Below are 15,790 nucleotides of genomic sequence, written 5' to 3' on the forward strand. Positions count from 1 at the left end.
GCCCCGGCGCAAGTGTTGCCCCGGCACCCAACGCCACCAATAACGGGAAATAAAGTAAAACAACCAATGGCTCGGTTACCCAGTTCCATTTTGTAAAGGGCATTAAAAAGGCCAGCATAAGCAATATGGCTATCCCCATAAAGCCGAGCTTGTTTTTGATGATCCAGCGGCGGCGATAAACAAGCAGCCCCGCTAAAAACGAATAACTGATGCGCGCGCAGCCATCCCAAAAGTTACCCTTGCCCCAGCCGCCCATAATATTGCCTGCATGGTAGGTAACAAAACAAAGTACCACAGCTGCAATTATGGTTAATAAAAAAAGCCAGCTGCGTTTTAAGCGGAACAATATAAAAGCGTAAAAAATATTAGCCACATACTCCCAAAACAACGACCACGCCGGGGCATTTAAACCAAACTGGTTAAAAACCCGCTCTGGCATTACCGGGAAGGGGATAAGGAATATGGAACATACAAAGATCAACACGGTTTTACCCAAGCCGTATCCTACCGGACCAACAAACGGATCAAACAAAAAAGCCAATAAACCCAATACCGACCCGAAAATAACCAATGGGTGCAGCCTGATGATCCTCGATTTAAAAAACTCTATAACGCCCATTTTGCCAATCCGGTCATCATAAGCATAGCCTATAACAAAGCCTGATAAACAGAAAAAGAAATCTACCGCCAGGAAGCCATGCGCTATAAAGTTTTGGCTGTAATCTGAATAAGCCACTTCCATAAAATGGAAGGCAACAACAGACAAGGCGGCAACGCCCCTTAAACCGTCCAGGATCTCGAAGTGCTGTTTGGTTTTTAGAATTTCGGGGCTTACCTTTTCGTCGGTCATTGGCTCTTTAGGTGTTATAACTTCAAGAATAACAAATAATACCGATTTACCCATACGCTTTTCGATAAGATTAAGCCCGCCCGGATAAACTGTCGGCTATTACACCTAATGTTTTTTATCTTATATTGCAGTAAACATATAAAGCCGTTTTTAATGCACGAAATATTGCTGGTATGCCTGGGGCTTATTCTCAGCGTTTCTTTCCTGGTTGTGGTGGCAAATAAGTTAAAAATAGCATACCCTATATTTTTAGTGATAGCTGGTTTAGCCTGCAGCTTTATACCCGGCATACCCAATATTCATATCGACCCCAATCTTGTTTTCCTGGTGATACTGCCCCCGATATTGTACGATGCCGCTCAAAACACGTCATGGAAAGCCCTTTGGAAATGGCGCCGCATTATTACCGTTATGGCCTTGGGTTATGTTTTACTCACGGCAACGGCCGTGGCTATAGTAAGCCATTTGCTTATCCCCGGTTTTTCGTTGGCGCAGGGCTTTTTGCTTGGCGCTATTATTTCCCCGCCCGATGCTGCGGCGGCAACGTCAGTGTTACGTTTTATAAAAATGCCCAAGGGGATAGTAGCCATTTTAGAAGGCGAAAGCCTGCTGAACGATGCAAGCAGTTTAACCATATTCAGGTTTGCACTGGCAGCTATCATCAGCAGTAATTTTGCCTGGTACAATGCCGCAGGTGGCTTTTTAATGGTTACGTTTTCGGGGATCGCCATCGGGCTGGTTTTGGGGTTGATATTTTATGCTATTTACCGCTGGCTGCCCACCAATTCAAACCTCGATATCGCGTTTTCGCTGGTGCTGCCATATATCATCTATATCATTGCAGAAGAACTGCATTCATCGGGTGTGCTGGCTGTGGTAAGTGGTGGCCTGTTTATATCATACAGAAACCATTTTGTTTTAACCCATAGCAGCCGGCTAAAATCAAACGCAGTTTGGCCATCTCTTGTGTTTATTATTAACGCCGTTATCTTTTTCCTGATAGGCCTGCAGGTTACCGAAATTGTTGCCGGGTTAAAAGACGTATCATTAGCCAACGCCCTTAAAATAGCGCTCATCATCACGGCGGTTGTTATTATAATAAGGTTGTTCGCGGGTTTATTTTCTGCATGGTTTACACGTTTTATCAGCCAATATATTACGGTGGCGCAAAGCAGGCCCGGGTGGCGCAACCCGCTTATAGTAAGCTGGACAGGCATGCGCGGCGTTGTTTCACTGGCATCAGCCCTATCTATCCCTTTGCTGCTAAACAATCAGCCTTTTCCACATCGCAACCTTATACTGTTTATAACCTTTGTTGTCATAATAGTTACCCTGGTTGGCCAGGGCCTTACTTTACCGATGATAGTGCGCTGGTTAAAGCCCGAACCGCTTTCTGAGGATAAAACTGATGATCAGCAGGTATTGGAAATTGAGATAGCCCTTTTAGAGCGGGCTGTTGAAGAGTTAGGTGAAAACTACCCGCTCGATCTTAAAAACAACCCGCTGTTGCAAAACAAGCTCGACCTGCTCAAAAATAAATTGAAATTATATTCAGAATCGTGTTATAATGAGCCTCAAAAAAAGGTTGTTAAAAAAATGATAACACGTTTCCGAAGCATCGTATCCGCCATTATTGAGCAGCAGCGTGCAGAACTGCACCAGTTTCGCACCAAAGATAAATTTGATGACGATATAATACGCCAGGTAGAAAACCGCCTTGACCTGGAAGAAGAGGGCCTGCAAGGAGAGTTGGATTAGAAAACCTAAAAATCTGCCAGCTCTACCCACACCGGGCCATGGTCGCTGGTTTTTTCCCAGCCGCGCACGTTGCGGTCAACCCCGGCGGCTAAAAGTCGTTTATCCACATCTGGGCTTAATAAAAAGTGATCTATCCGCAAACCGGCATCACGGCCGTAAGCGTTGCGGAAGTAGTCCCAAAAGGTATAGATAACCTTATCGGGGCTAAGCTTGCGGATGGCATCCGTCCAACCCTGATCCTGATGATCAGCAGGTATTGGAAATTGAGATAGCCCTTTTAGAGCGGGCTGTTGAAGAGTTAGGTGAAAACTACCCGCTCGATCTTAAAAGCAACCCGCTGCTGCAAAACAAGCTCGACCTGCTAAAAAACAAATTGAAATTATATTCAGAATCGTGTTACAATGAGCCTCAAAAAAAGATAGTCAAAAAAATGATAACACGTTTCCGAAGTATCGTATCAGCCATTATTGAGCAGCAGCGGGCAGAGCTGCACCAGTTTCGTACCAAAGATAAATTTGATGACGATATAATACGCCAGGTAGAAAACCGCCTTGACCTGGAAGAAGAGGGCCTGCAAGGAGAGTTGGATTAAAAAACCTAAAAATCTGCCAGCTCTACCCACACCGGGCCATGGTCGCTGGTTTTTTCCCAGCCGCGCACGTTGCGGTCAACCCCGGCGGCTAAAAGTAGTTTATCCAAATCTGGGCTTAATAAAAAGTGATCTATCCGCAAACCGGCATCACGGCCATATGCGTTGCGGAAGTAGTCCCAAAAGGTATAAATAACCTTATCGGGGTTAAGCTTGCGTATGGCATCCGTCCAACCCTGATCAACCAGTGCTTTAAAGGCCACCCGTGTTTCCGGGCGAAAGAGGGCGTCTTCTACCCAGCGTTCGGCTTTATAGGCATCCAGTTCGGTAGGTATAGCGTTATAATCACCGGTTAACACAACCGGTTTGCCCGATGCAAGTAATTTGGCGGCATGTTCGGTAAAACGTTCAAACCAGCGCAGCTTATATTCAAACTTGGGGCCGGGGGCCGGGTTGCCATTTGGCAGGTACAGGCAACCAATGGTAATACCGTTTACTTCAGCTTCAATGTAGCGGCTATGAGTATCGTCCGGGTCACCCGGGAGGCCGCGTTGGGTTTCTTTGATCTCTAAATTTTTGGCAAGTATAGCTACACCATTCCAGCTTTTTTGCCCGTGCCATATCGCATTATAACCGGCATCCTTAATGGCATGTTCGGGGAATTTTTCATCGGGTGCTTTCAGCTCCTGCAGGCAGGCAACATCGGGCGCAGTTTCTTCCAGCCAGCGCAGCAGCACCGGCAGGCGGCCGTTTATACCATTAACATTATAGGTAGCTATTTTCATCTTACAGTACGTTTATTTTAATGCTTTTGCAATGGCCTCGTCTGTTACTTTGGCCATTATTTTATACCCGGCGGCATTGGGGTGCACGCCATCAATGGTGAGGTCGGCGCGCGTCCCTTTTTTATCATCCACCAAGGGGCTGTAATAGTCAAGTAAAATCAACTTGTTTTGGGCGGCATAGGCTGTTATTACTTTATTCAGGCTTATTATTCTTTCTGCAGCCGGGAACCCTTTACGCCACGGATATTCATTGATGGGTACGTAGGCACATAGTATAGGTATAATTTTATGTACACGGCATAATTCTACCATCGATTTAATATTATCCAAAATACGCTCGTTGGTTACATGCCCCGTTGTGCTTGCAATATCATTACTCCCGGCCAGTATAATTACCGCTTTTGGCTTCAGGGCTATAACATCCTGCTGAAACCGGAGCAGTAGCTGGGGTGCTATCTGCCCGCCAATACCCCTGTCGATGTAGTTTTTATGCGCTTCAAAATACCCGGGCAGGCGTGTTTTCCAGAATTCGAAGATCGAGCTCCCTAAAAACACTACGCGCTTTTCCCCGGGTGCGGGAACAGGCAACAATTTATTCTCTGCTTCGTAATGGCGCAGGTCGGCCCAATCATCACTAAAATTTTCTTTTACAATAGCGGCTGCTGCTTTAGTGGCGGTATCTGTTTGCGCATGTACCGATGCTGTTAGTAATAATGCAGGTAAAAAAAGTGCAAATTTCATTTTGGGCGTATTGGTTGATGATTTTCAAATGTACATGCTCCGTTTAAAAAAGCAAGCAAAAGCATTAAATATAGTAGCCTATAAATTAACAAGTACTTACCGGTTAATTATATTTTATTCACCTTTTCGATAAAAAAGATACTAAAACGATTGCAGACGAACCCGCTTGTTCAACAATCATAAGTTGCAATTACGGCATAAATACCACACAACAGCAATGTTTTTTTTCAAAATATTAAGATATTTATTCTATTTTAATATAAATTTTGCATCAATTAATCATTATTTTTCATAATTTACCAAGAAAACAAGCAAACGCAATCAAAAACTATTTACAAAAAACATATTGAGTGGCAAATAGTTGTTTTTTTACTGATTTAAGGAGGTTTTTATGTACAAATCGCAGCATTTTGAAAAATACAATCTAATAAATGGCGTATGGGACGAGATGTACAACGAAAAAAGCATCGTGCGCGACCATTATCAGAAAGTAATTGAATACCTGGCCAAAGAATCGCCCGAGGATCTGAATAAAAAAGAAGAACTGGCTAAGCGCTTGTTCATGACCCAGGGTATAACTTTTACTGTTTACAACAGCGGCGAAGGAATAGAGAAGATATTTCCGTTTGATATCATCCCCCGGGTGATAACCGCCGCCGAATGGGATTTTGTAGAAAAGGGTATCAAACAACGACTTACCGCGCTTAATCTTTTCCTGAAAGATATTTACCATAACCAGTTCATCGTAAAGGATGGTATTGTGCCCATTGATATCGTATACTCGTGCCCGCACTTTTTGCGCGAAATGTACCAGTTGAACGTACCCTATGATGTTTACGTACACATCGCAGGTATCGACCTGATACGCGACCACGACGGCACGTTTTATGTGTTGGAAGACAACCTGCGTACCCCATCGGGCGTAAGCTACATGCTGGAGAACCGCGAAATAACCAAACGGCTTTTCCCCGATCTGCTACCCAACTGCGGCGTACGCAGTGTTACCGAGTATCCATCCATATTATATAAAAACCTGCTTTCCCTTTCGCCGAGGCAGATCAGTAACCCTACCATAGTTTTGCTGAGCCCGGGTATTTATAACTCGGCTTATTTTGAGCATACCACCCTTGCCCGTTTAATGGGAGTTGAACTGGTGGAAGGCCGCGACCTGGTGGTGAACAACCATAAGGTGTATATGAAAACAACCATCGGCCTGCAACAGGTTGATGTAATATACCGCCGGGTGGATGATGACTTTTTAGACCCGCTGGTATTTAACCCTAACAGCGTTTTAGGTGTAGCCGGGCTGATGGGCGCTTACCGTAAAGGCAACGTAGCCATTGTTAATGCCATAGGCAATGGCGTTGCCGATGATAAGGCCACGTACATCTACGTTCCTGACATGATCCGGTATTACCTGAACGAGGAGCCATTGCTCAAAAATGTACCTACCCATCGCCTGAGTAATGACGACGAACGCGAATACGTTTTTAAGAACATTAACAGCATGGTAGTGAAAAAAACCAACGAAAGCGGCGGTTATGGTATGCTGATGGGCCACGCATCCAGCGAAGAAGAAATAGAAAAGTATAAAAAAGAGATCCTGAAGGACCCGCGCAACTTCATCGCGCAGCCAACCATCAGCCTGTCGGCAGCGCCGTGTTATATTGGCGGAGTGCTGCAACCAAGGCGTATAGACCTTAGGCCATACGCCCTTTGCGGGCCGGACGGCATTGAGATAGTACCCGGCGGCCTAACCCGTGTAGCCTTAACTGAGGGCTCACTGGTGGTAAACAGTTCGCAGGGTGGCGGGAGTAAGGATACGTGGGTGCTTTGTTAAGAGAGTTGATAGAGTCAGGAAATTAGAAACAAGAGAATGATCAATCGGACAAACAAATCCGAATTGAAAATTCGAAATCCGAAATAGGCAAATATGTTAAGCAGGGTAGCAGCAAGTTTTTATTGGTTAAGCCGTTATATCGAACGGAGCGATGGTATCCTGAGGATGCTGAAGACTAATTACGCCTCGTCGCAGGATTCGGTTGCGGGGTTTACGTGGGAGCCGGTTATCCGTATTTTTTCGGGCTCGGATGAAGAACTGATCGAAAAATTAGGGGACGACAGTCGCGCAGTTTTAAAGTATATGGTGATAGATAAGGAAAACCCCAACTCTATTGTCAACCTCATCACGCTTGCCCGCGAAAACGCCCGCAGCGTACAGGAGCATATCCCAAAAGACCTTTGGCAATGCCTGAACGAGTATTACCACACCGCTAAAGAACCCCGCATCGTCGCCGGCCTGAAAAAGGACGACCCCATTGGCGTTTTAGATGTATTGATAAAAGAGGTTATGCTGTACTACGGCACCGCCGAAATTACCATGGAACGCGGGCAGGCACGCAGCTTTATGAATATTGGCAAATACCTGGAGCGCGCCATTCAGTCGATAGATATCCTCGATGTAAAGTTCGGGCCTATCAATAACAATCCCGACCTGCTACTGGATATCACTTATTGGAAACACTTGCTGCTTTCTATTGGCGGGTATGAGCTTTACCAAAAAACCTATCGCGACGGCCTGGAAGCGCATAACGTGATTGAGCAGGTGATCCTGAATAATGATTTCCCGCGCTCGGTTATCTATTCGGTTAACAACATACAGCGGTATTTCGACAGGCTGAAGAACAATAGCAACGTTAACGATTACCGCGAGATATCATTTCAAATAGGGAAGCTGCAAAGCAATATCAAATATAGTTCGGTTAAAAGCATCCGCCAGATGGGCCTGCACGAATATTTAACCAGCCTGCGCGAAGACTTGTACCGCATAGGCAACTCGCTGAACGAATATTACTTTGCAAATTCCTGATAAATAGAATTTATTATGCCCGAATTTAAAATACAACATACCACCAAATACGCCTACGATGGCTTTGTACGCGATAGCGCCAACAAGATCATCCTGTATCCCATTGTTGACATTTACCAGGATGTTTTAAAACACGACCTGCAAATAAGCGGCCACCCGCAGGTAGATACCTATGTTGATTATTACGGTAACGAAGTGGGCAGCTTTACTTACACCGAGCCGCATAACCTGATGGTGATCAACTCGCAGTTATCTATCATTACACACCCAAGGCCTTTGCCGCTGGATAATATCTTTTCGGCCGAGCAATGGAACGAGTTATTTAACCTGCGTTACATTGTACCTTATATAGATTTTTTAAAGCAGGAATACTTTGAAGGCCTGAGCGAATTGCGCCCGGTAGTAGAGGCCGAGCGTAAAGCAGAAGACACACCCTACCATACCGCGTTAAAATTCTGCAAATATGTTTACAAAAACTTCGATTATATAAAAGGGGTAACCACCGTGGAGACCACGCTTGACGAGATCTGGAAAATAAAGGCGGGCGTTTGCCAGGATTTTGCCCACCTGCTAATGGTGATGCTACGTTTGGTTGGCATCCCTGCCCGATACGTAAGCGGCTACATTTGCCCAAACAAAGACGGTATGCGCGGCGAGGGAGCAACCCACGCCTGGGCCGAAGCCTACCTGCCCGGTTACGGCTGGCTGGGAATAGACCCGACTAACAACTGCGTGGCTAATGAGAACCATGTACGCCTTGCTGTTGGACGTAACTTTAGCGACTGCTCGCCGGTTAAAGGTGTTTACAAGGGCGCAGCGGGCCATACGCTGGAGGTATCCGTGTCTGTAGGCTACCAGGACGGGCAGGTTCACGAAGAAAAAGATATATTTACCGTTTCAACCGCTCCAAAAAATGCAACGGCCATTGCCCGCAACAGCTACGCAAAATATATGGAGATGATTGAGCAGCAGCAACAACAACAGCAGCAGCAATAGGTAAATATAAAAACGTCATGACTTACTGTTTAGGGATCAAAGTTAAAGAAGGCTTAATAGCCATTGCCGATACACGCATTACTTCGGGTACAGATACCACCATCAAAAAAAAGATAACCCTGGTACAAAAAGATGGCGGCGCACTGTTTATCATGACCAGCGGTTTGCGGTCGGTACGGGATAAGGCCGTTGTTTATTTTAACGAATTGGTAGAGACCGAAACTTACGATAAGCTTTACCAGGCGGTTAACGCATTTGGCCAGCAGGTGCGCCGCGTTGCCGAAGAGGACAGGGCGTACCTGGAAAAAGCCGGTTTTAAATTCGACCTGAACACTATTATTGGGGGGCAGCTAAAGGATGATGAAGAGCATAAATTATTTATGCTTTACCCCGAAGGGAACTGGGTTGAGCTTGGCCTTGGCGCGCCCTTTGTAGTAATAGGCAACTCGGGCCATGGCAAGGCGATATTGAACCGCACGCTGGATGAAGATTCGGACATGCGGCAGGCTTTAAAGGCCGGCTTTTTATCGTTTGATTCCACCCGGGTAAGCAGTAATAATGTTGATTTCCCGATAGATGTGATACTGTACAAAAAAGGCACATTTAAACTGGTAGAACAGCGTTATACACAAAAGGATATGGCCAGTATATCGGCGCAGTGGGATGATGAATTAAAAAGCGCCCTGCAAAATATCCCGGGAGATTGGATGGATAAGGCGTTTGCAAAATTACCACAGGTAAAAGATGAAGTTTAAAGTTTCGGCCGAGTTAGGATATGAGGTTAAGGCGCCCAGCACTTTAATATTAAATGTACACGCGCTGCGCACAGCGCACCAAACCATATTAGACGAAAAACTAAGCATCGCCCCCTACATTAAAGCCGAAGAGTTACCATCAACCAATGGCGAAAACCGCTTTGTACGGCTGGATATCACCGATACCGGCACCGTCAATATAAAATATGAGGCCACTGTTGATAATTACTACGAGATAAAAGATTACCGCAATTTTCAGGAAGTACCGGTAAGCAAGTTTGACCCGGCGGTACTAACTTATTTAAACCCCAGCAGGTATTGCCAGTCGGACAAGCTGTACCGCTTAGCCAACAACACCTTCGGGCAAATTGATAATACCTACCGGCAGGTGGTGGCCATAACCGATTGGATTCATAAAAATGTAGAATACCTGAGCGGGTTCAGCAATTCAGAAACCTCCGCTTATGATACCGTTACCCAGCAGGCCGGTGTTTGCCGCGATTTTGCACATCTGGGTATCGCACTTTGTCGCGCTTTGACCATCCCGGCACGGTACTTTACGGGGTATGCCTATAACCTTGTCCCGGCCGATTTTCATGCCTGTTTTGAAGCCTACATCGGCGGCGACTGGATCCTGTTCGACGCAACCAAACTCGCTCCGTTAAACGGCCTGGTTAAAATAGCCACCGGCAGAGACGCTGCCGATGCCGCTATTGCCAGCATATTTGGCGATGTATTTTGCACCAATGTTAAGGCTGATTGCCAGATGCTGAATGATGAAGCTTTTGAGCCAATATATTATACCAAATCGGTTTTTGACGGGGTTACGTATTTGTAGACGAACAGGTTAAATATAAATAGTCGAGTAAACCGTTCTCGTTATATCAATATTTAATCCTTCAAATTTATCCATCGCATTATCAAAACCATTTAATACAGATGTAAGGATTATCTTCTTGCCGTCCTTGGTAAAAATTTCTGCATGATAATATCGTTCTGCTGTTTGAAATGGAATACTCCCTTTTTCCATTCCTGCAGATTTAAATAGCTTAATAATTTCTATTTGATCGAATGTGTAATGTAACGCCCCCCCGTTCCTATATTTCACATTTATGTAATCGTCTCCTATCTCCGTCACCAAGCCGTTAGTCGCAACAAAATATTCTATTAAAAGATAGATTGTGGGCAATACAGGTATGCAAATAATAATAAGTAATCCTGGCAAAAGTGCAGGGTCATATCCTCCGGCGTAAGAAAAACAAACAACAAATAATACACCTACAATTATAATTAACCTGATAAGGGGTTGGAGTAACTTACTGATACTTAGCTTTAAAATCACTTGTTTAAGTTGTTTAAATTTACAATCAGCTTTTTATCATTAAAATATCCCGACACCGTAACGCTATCCGCAAACTTTAGTGAATCCATTTTGGTTAATCCAAACTTCGGCAAAATTGAATTTTCATCGGTCAATCTAATCCTTTTTACTAACTGATAATTGCCCCCCTCTTCACCTATCGAAATTTTTTCGGCATATAGTGAAATGTTTTCTTCCTCTGGGATTTCAAGAATCCTGTAAAACACATCCGCATGGTTCTTATCCTCATAAACGGGGCCTGATGATATTTTATCTATCCTAAAATAAACCTGCTGTTCAAAGCTTTTAGATGTATCCACTTTAGCAATAGTTTGCTTTGAAACCGTATCTGAGAGGGCCGGTGTTTTGTTAGCAGATGTACATGAGCTTAGAAGGATATAAATACTTATTGTGATAATGATATTATTCCGCATAATTATGGTTCAGGAGGATGAAGTAAATATACTATTTATAGCCTATCTGTAGGTAAACTGCCACATTTTACATCAACCTTTTGGCTTACGGTTAATAGGGTTATCTTTGCTGCGCGATGTCAGATAAAAAAGTAAGAGTCCGTTTTGCGCCAAGCCCTACAGGTGGTTTACACCTGGGTGGTGTGCGTACCGTTTTGTTTAATTACCTGTTTGCCAAAAAGCACAAAGGCGATTTTGTTTTACGTATAGAAGATACCGACCAAACCCGCTACGTGGATGGCGCCGAGCAATACATTTTAGATTGCCTTAAATGGTGTGGCATAACGCCGGACGAAAGCCCGGTTGTTGGTGGCCAATACGCCCCATATCGCCAAAGCGAGCGCAAACCCATTTACCGCGAATATGCCGAAAAACTAGTAGCACAGGGCCACGCGTATTACGCTTTTGATACCGCCGAAGAGCTGGATGCAAAGCGTAAGGAAGTGCCGAACTTTCAGTACGGCCTTGCCACGCGTAACGGTCTGCGCAATTCGCTGAACCTGCCTTTGCAGGAAACCGAAAAGCTATTACAGGCGGGCACCCCGCATGTTATCCGCATAAAAATGCCGGAAGGAGAAACGGTGAGTTTTACAGATATGATACGCGGCCACGTTAGTTTTGAAACCAACCAGGTTGATGATAAAGTTTTATTAAAAGCCGACGGTATGCCAACCTACCATTTAGCCGTGGTGGTTGATGATTACCTGATGAAAATAACACATGCTTTCCGTGGCGAGGAATGGTTGCCATCTGCACCGGTGCATATCCTGCTTTGGGAGTACCTGGGCTGGAAAGCCGATATGCCGCAATGGGCACATTTACCGTTGATATTAAAACCCGATGGCCATGGTAAACTAAGCAAGCGCGATGGCGCACGCCTTGGTTTCCCGGTTTATGCCATGAACTGGTTTGATGCTAAAAGCAATGAACTAACCCCGGGTTTCCGCGAATTAGGCTTTTTGCCCGAAGCTTTTTTAAACCTGCTGGCCATGCTTGGCTGGAACGATGGTACCGATCAGGAAATTTTTACGCTGGATGAATTGATCGAAAAATTCTCTATCGAGCGCATCAGTAAAGCCGGTGCAAAGTTCGATTTTGAGAAAGCCAAATGGTACAATGCCGAGTGGATAAAACGCGCAGATGCCAAAACCCTGAAAGTAAAAGTTTGGGAGATATTAAAAGCTAAAGGCGTTATTGTAAAAGATGAGACCTACCTGCTAAAAATTATCGATACTGTTAAAGACCGTTGTGTTTTATTACCCGATTTTTATCAGCAATCAGCATACTTTTTCCAGCAACCTGCGGAGTACGACCTGAACGCAGTTAAACCAAAATGGACAGATGTTAAAACCGATTTCTTTACCGCGTTTATCGCTGTATTAAGCTCTCCCGATACATTTGATGCCGCCGAACTGGAAACCAAATTCAAAGCCCTTGCCGAAGAAAAAGGCTTGAAGCCGGGTGATGTGATGCTGCCTTTCCGCATTATGCTGGTAGGCGGCAAATTTGGCCCGCATGTGTTTGATATAGCCAAACTACTCGGCGAAAGCGAAACAATCATCAGGATAGAAAAAGCGATAGAGGCCTTTACGGCGTAACGCTTCTATAACAACATTTAAAGGCGGATTGCACAGTGCAATCCGCCTTTTTTGTACCCACACGTCATTGCGAGCGGGGAATAATACTTTGCTGTCACGAGTTTAGCGCAGCGCAACTCGTGATGTAGCACAATGTAAGCTTTCAAGCTTACGGCAGCTGAAAGCTGCAGCCCTGCCGTGTCACGGGCTGAAAGCCCGCGACAGCAATAAGGGTAAAGCCCTCTTACATATTCCTTGCAACCCTAAACCCAAGGTCATCAATTTTGAATGATGTGGGATGGCTGCGTCTGCGGTTGGTAGCCATACAGCCCCTTTCCTCATCGCTCCAGCCGCCGCCTCTGATGATGCGGTAGGAGCCGTAAACGGTTTCGTCATAAATATCAGAACACCATTCCCAAACATTGCCCAGCATATCGTAAAGCCCCCAGGCATTGGGTTCTTTCAATCCTACCTCATGGCTGGTTTTTTCTGAGTTAGCTTTATACCAGGCAATCAAATCTAATTCGCCGTACCTGATGCCGGCTGTACCTGCTTTACAGGCGTATTCCCATTCGGCTTCTGTTGGCAACCTAAATCCGTTTGCCTTTGAGTCAAATATGATATCTTCTGCCTGGCCAACGGAATAACAAGGGTTTAACCCGGCCTTTGCCGATAATAAATTACAAAAGGTAACCGCGTCTTTCCAGCTTACGGTTTCAACAGGCAGTCTATCGCCTTTAAACGTACCTGGTGATGAATCGTTAACCTCAAAATATTGTTGTTGCGTTACCGGGAATTGAGCAAGTAAAAAAGGGGCGATCTCAACCGTCCATTTTTGTTTTGTACGGTCGTCACGCAGTTCAATTTTTCCTTGCGGGATCTCTACCATTGGAATTGAGGGAATATTGCTTGGGTTGTATATATCGGGAATCATGTTTGTGTGGGTAGGTAATTAAAAAGCTTGTCAGCTTACGGCGGCTGAAAGCTGCAGCCATGAAATATCACAAGTTGAAAACTCGCGACAGCTTGGACGCCGAAATAAATTCAGCATGACGGCCTTACTGTCAGTCTGAGCTTGTCGAAGACTTCGCCGCTTTACTAATGGTTCGACAGGCTCACCATGACATATTCTATAAAGTCTTCCGCATCACAAAATCATTCATCCAGTATGGGCCAATCGGGATATCTTCCTCATAAACTACCTCAAAGCCCATTTTCTTGTAAAAGCTTTTGGCGTTGTTATAGCGGTTCACATTAAGGTCTAATGTGCTTTTACCGGCCTCTCTTGTTTTATCGGCAACCACATTGATCAGTATTTTCCCATAACCTTTGCCCTGGGTAGCAGGTAGACAATAAAGTTTATGCAGTTTATAGATCTCCGCATCTTCCTCGCGTGGCGAGTAGGCAGCGAAGGCCACGGGTTGTCCATCTTCTACAAGTATTAAAAAGGTTTGTTGCTTTTCGGCAATCTGCTTAGTGATTTTTTCGGCTGTGTATAGTTCGCCCAGCATGTAGGCCACCTGTTCTTTACCCAGTAAAGGCTCGTACGTAGGCCACCAGGTTTGGTGTGCTATTTGCAAAATTGCTTCAACATCGGCAGTTGTAGCCTCTCTTATCAAATACATAAAACGGTATTAGTGATTTTCTTCTTTATCAATTTCTACATTATAAGCGGCAGTACTTTGCCCAACGCCAAAGTATTCTTCCAATTCGGATAAGGTAGATGAACTTGTGGCAATATCTTTGATCACCACGCCTTTTTCCATCAGCAGGATGCGGTCGCAAACATCGGTTACGTGGTTCAGGTCATGGCTAGATACAATAGTGGTAACGCCGTGGTTCTTGTTCTGGTCCTTCAGGATATTCTTCAACCTGAACTGCGTGCTCGGGTCAATATTAGCGAAAGGCTCATCCAGCATCAATAGCTCGGGCTGTTGCAACAGGCAAGCGCCAACACCAACCTTGCATTGGTTACCCTTAGACAGATCGCGGATGTATTTGCCTTTGTTGATGATCTCGCCGTTAAAAAACTCGGCTAAACCAGCCAGTTTTTCATCAACCTGTGCCTTGTTTTGCTGGTGCAGGCCACCAATGAAATACAGGTACTCTTCGGGGGTTAAATAATCTATCAGGAACCCTTCGTCCAGGTATGATGCGGTGTAGTTTTTCCAGGCTTCAGCACCGGCAACATTTTCGCCCTTTAATAACACCTCGCCTTTATCGGCACGGATCAGATCCAATATCATGCGGAACAGGGTGGTTTTACCCGCGCCGTTATTACCTACAAGGCCAATGCTTTCGCCTTTGTTTATTTGTACATTCGGTACGTTTACTACAGTTACGCCGTTGTAAACTTTTTTCAGGTCTTTAATCTCAATCATGTTATTTATTTCTGAAGCCTTCGGCTATTTTATATCTTTTTGTGTAAAAATCTGCTTCCAGCTTTTTGATCCAGAAGTCGCGGGTAATGATAAATGCTACGCCTATTATTGCCAGTACCGCCAGGCCTACGTTGGTATAGCCCATAAACTTAAACGGCAAATAAATTACGTAAGGGAATAGTATCAGCGGGAACGACAGCAACAGCTGACTTGCACCTACGCCTTCCCAGTTAAAAGAAGCGCCTTTGCTCAGGTCGATACGTTTATAGTTGCGGTTGGCAAAGTATAGTACAATGGTGGTATTGATACCCAAATTCCACAGGTACATTACAAAGTGAATAAGCACTGTGCGCCAGCCAAAGTAAGCGTAAGGCGTGGTGAGTATAAACGCTACTGTTGATACAATAGTGAACAGCAGGTATTTTGCTTTTAAAAAATCGGTGAATTTAACCTTGCTCACCAGTATGCCATCAAAATGCGAGGCCTGCCAGCTAAACATAAACTGACCGTAGTTGATGATGAAGATCCCTGTCATAAACATACCCACAAAAATTTTAAAGCTTTCGCCCAGTTTGGGGTTCGTGTAAAATATCAGCCCGTAAAACATAAAGAACAAGCCCATAATGAGGGCCGAGCGCGGCCGTTTGTTACGCAGT

At 44.9% G+C, this 15,790-nt stretch carries 18 protein-coding genes; 9 read left to right on the plus strand and 9 right to left on the minus strand.

The window, feature by feature from the left end; translation table 11 throughout:
• Nucleotides 1-850 (minus strand): acyltransferase family protein (locus WC615_RS17515; protein ID WP_372979385.1); only part of this gene is annotated, 850 nt, incomplete at its 3' end.
• A gap of 153 nt (nucleotides 851-1,003) precedes the next feature.
• Here WC615_RS17515 and WC615_RS17520 point away from each other — a divergent pair.
• From WC615_RS17520 to WC615_RS17530, 3 genes are all read left to right on the plus strand, one after another.
• The gene (locus tag WC615_RS17520; protein WP_372979368.1) at nucleotides 1,004-2,608 is read left to right on the plus strand and encodes a Na+/H+ antiporter; all 1,605 of its coding nucleotides are present in this window, start codon (nucleotides 1,004-1,006) and stop codon (nucleotides 2,606-2,608) included.
• A 125-nt stretch (nucleotides 2,609-2,733) separates the two neighbouring features.
• Nucleotides 2,734-2,880, plus strand: a complete 147-nt coding sequence (locus WC615_RS17525) for a hypothetical protein (protein ID WP_372979369.1) — start codon at nucleotides 2,734-2,736, stop codon at nucleotides 2,878-2,880.
• Nucleotides 2,865-3,200 carry a hypothetical protein gene (locus WC615_RS17530; protein WP_372979370.1) on the plus strand — a complete coding sequence of 112 codons (336 nt, stop codon included), beginning with the start codon at nucleotides 2,865-2,867 and terminating at the stop codon, nucleotides 3,198-3,200. The genes WC615_RS17525 and WC615_RS17530 overlap by 16 nt, the downstream gene beginning before the upstream one ends.
• A gap of 5 nt (nucleotides 3,201-3,205) precedes the next feature.
• Here the strand turns inward: WC615_RS17530 and xth are convergent, their stop codons facing one another.
• Both xth and WC615_RS17540 read right to left on the minus strand, forming a co-directional pair.
• Nucleotides 3,206-3,982: an exodeoxyribonuclease III gene (gene xth, locus WC615_RS17535; protein ID WP_372979371.1), complete on the minus strand. Its 777-nt coding sequence runs from the start codon at nucleotides 3,980-3,982 to the stop codon at nucleotides 3,206-3,208.
• A 12-nt stretch (nucleotides 3,983-3,994) separates the two neighbouring features.
• Nucleotides 3,995-4,723 (minus strand): GDSL-type esterase/lipase family protein, encoded by a 729-nt coding sequence (locus WC615_RS17540; RefSeq protein ID WP_372979372.1) that lies wholly within the window; start codon nucleotides 4,721-4,723, stop codon nucleotides 3,995-3,997.
• Between the two features lie 391 nt (nucleotides 4,724-5,114).
• Between WC615_RS17540 and WC615_RS17545 the strand changes: the two genes are divergently transcribed.
• From WC615_RS17545 to WC615_RS17565, 5 genes are all read left to right on the plus strand, one after another.
• The gene (locus WC615_RS17545; RefSeq protein ID WP_372979373.1) at nucleotides 5,115-6,563 is read left to right on the plus strand and encodes a circularly permuted type 2 ATP-grasp protein; all 1,449 of its coding nucleotides are present in this window, start codon (nucleotides 5,115-5,117) and stop codon (nucleotides 6,561-6,563) included.
• A gap of 93 nt (nucleotides 6,564-6,656) precedes the next feature.
• Complete coding sequence (locus WC615_RS17550; RefSeq protein WP_372979374.1) at nucleotides 6,657-7,592, plus strand: alpha-E domain-containing protein; 936 nt, start codon at nucleotides 6,657-6,659, stop codon at nucleotides 7,590-7,592.
• Between the two features lie 15 nt (nucleotides 7,593-7,607).
• Complete coding sequence (locus WC615_RS17555; RefSeq protein WP_372979375.1) at nucleotides 7,608-8,588, plus strand: transglutaminase domain-containing protein; 981 nt, start codon at nucleotides 7,608-7,610, stop codon at nucleotides 8,586-8,588.
• Nucleotides 8,589-8,605: 17 nt separating this feature from the next.
• Nucleotides 8,606-9,343, plus strand: coding sequence for a peptidase (locus WC615_RS17560; protein ID WP_372979376.1), 738 nt, complete (start codon nucleotides 8,606-8,608; stop codon nucleotides 9,341-9,343).
• Nucleotides 9,333-10,181 carry a transglutaminase family protein gene (locus WC615_RS17565; protein ID WP_372979377.1) on the plus strand — a complete coding sequence of 283 codons (849 nt, stop codon included), beginning with the start codon at nucleotides 9,333-9,335 and terminating at the stop codon, nucleotides 10,179-10,181. Before WC615_RS17560 ends, WC615_RS17565 begins: the two co-directional genes overlap by 11 nt.
• A 9-nt stretch (nucleotides 10,182-10,190) precedes the next feature.
• Here the strand turns inward: WC615_RS17565 and WC615_RS17570 are convergent, their stop codons facing one another.
• Nucleotides 10,191-10,685 carry a hypothetical protein gene (locus WC615_RS17570; RefSeq protein ID WP_372979378.1) on the minus strand — a complete coding sequence of 165 codons (495 nt, stop codon included), beginning with the start codon at nucleotides 10,683-10,685 and terminating at the stop codon, nucleotides 10,191-10,193.
• Complete coding sequence (locus tag WC615_RS17575) at nucleotides 10,682-11,137, minus strand: hypothetical protein (protein WP_372979379.1); 456 nt, start codon at nucleotides 11,135-11,137, stop codon at nucleotides 10,682-10,684. The genes WC615_RS17570 and WC615_RS17575 overlap by 4 nt, the downstream gene beginning before the upstream one ends.
• A gap of 116 nt (nucleotides 11,138-11,253) precedes the next feature.
• On the opposite strand from WC615_RS17575, the gene gltX reads away from it, so the two are divergent.
• Nucleotides 11,254-12,774, plus strand: a complete 1,521-nt coding sequence (gltX, locus tag WC615_RS17580) for a glutamate--tRNA ligase (protein ID WP_372979380.1) — start codon at nucleotides 11,254-11,256, stop codon at nucleotides 12,772-12,774.
• A gap of 223 nt (nucleotides 12,775-12,997) precedes the next feature.
• On the opposite strand, the gene WC615_RS17585 is transcribed toward gltX, so the two are convergent.
• The 4 genes from WC615_RS17585 to WC615_RS17600 form a co-directional block, all read right to left on the minus strand.
• The gene (locus WC615_RS17585) at nucleotides 12,998-13,687 is read right to left on the minus strand and encodes a formylglycine-generating enzyme family protein (protein ID WP_372979381.1); all 690 of its coding nucleotides are present in this window, start codon (nucleotides 13,685-13,687) and stop codon (nucleotides 12,998-13,000) included.
• 196 nt (nucleotides 13,688-13,883) lie between these two features.
• On the minus strand, nucleotides 13,884-14,378 hold the full coding sequence (locus WC615_RS17590; RefSeq protein WP_372979382.1) for an N-acetyltransferase family protein: 495 nt from the start codon (nucleotides 14,376-14,378) through the stop codon (nucleotides 13,884-13,886).
• Between the two features lie 9 nt (nucleotides 14,379-14,387).
• Nucleotides 14,388-15,134 (minus strand): ABC transporter ATP-binding protein, encoded by a 747-nt coding sequence (locus tag WC615_RS17595; RefSeq protein ID WP_372979383.1) that lies wholly within the window; start codon nucleotides 15,132-15,134, stop codon nucleotides 14,388-14,390.
• A gap of 1 nt (nucleotide 15,135) precedes the next feature.
• A partial coding sequence (locus tag WC615_RS17600; protein ID WP_372979384.1) for a DUF5687 family protein occupies nucleotides 15,136-15,790 on the minus strand: 655 nt, incomplete at its 5' end.

The sequence above is a fragment of the Mucilaginibacter sp. genome (assembly GCF_041663085.1).
Lineage (GTDB): Bacteria > Bacteroidota > Bacteroidia > Sphingobacteriales > Sphingobacteriaceae > Mucilaginibacter.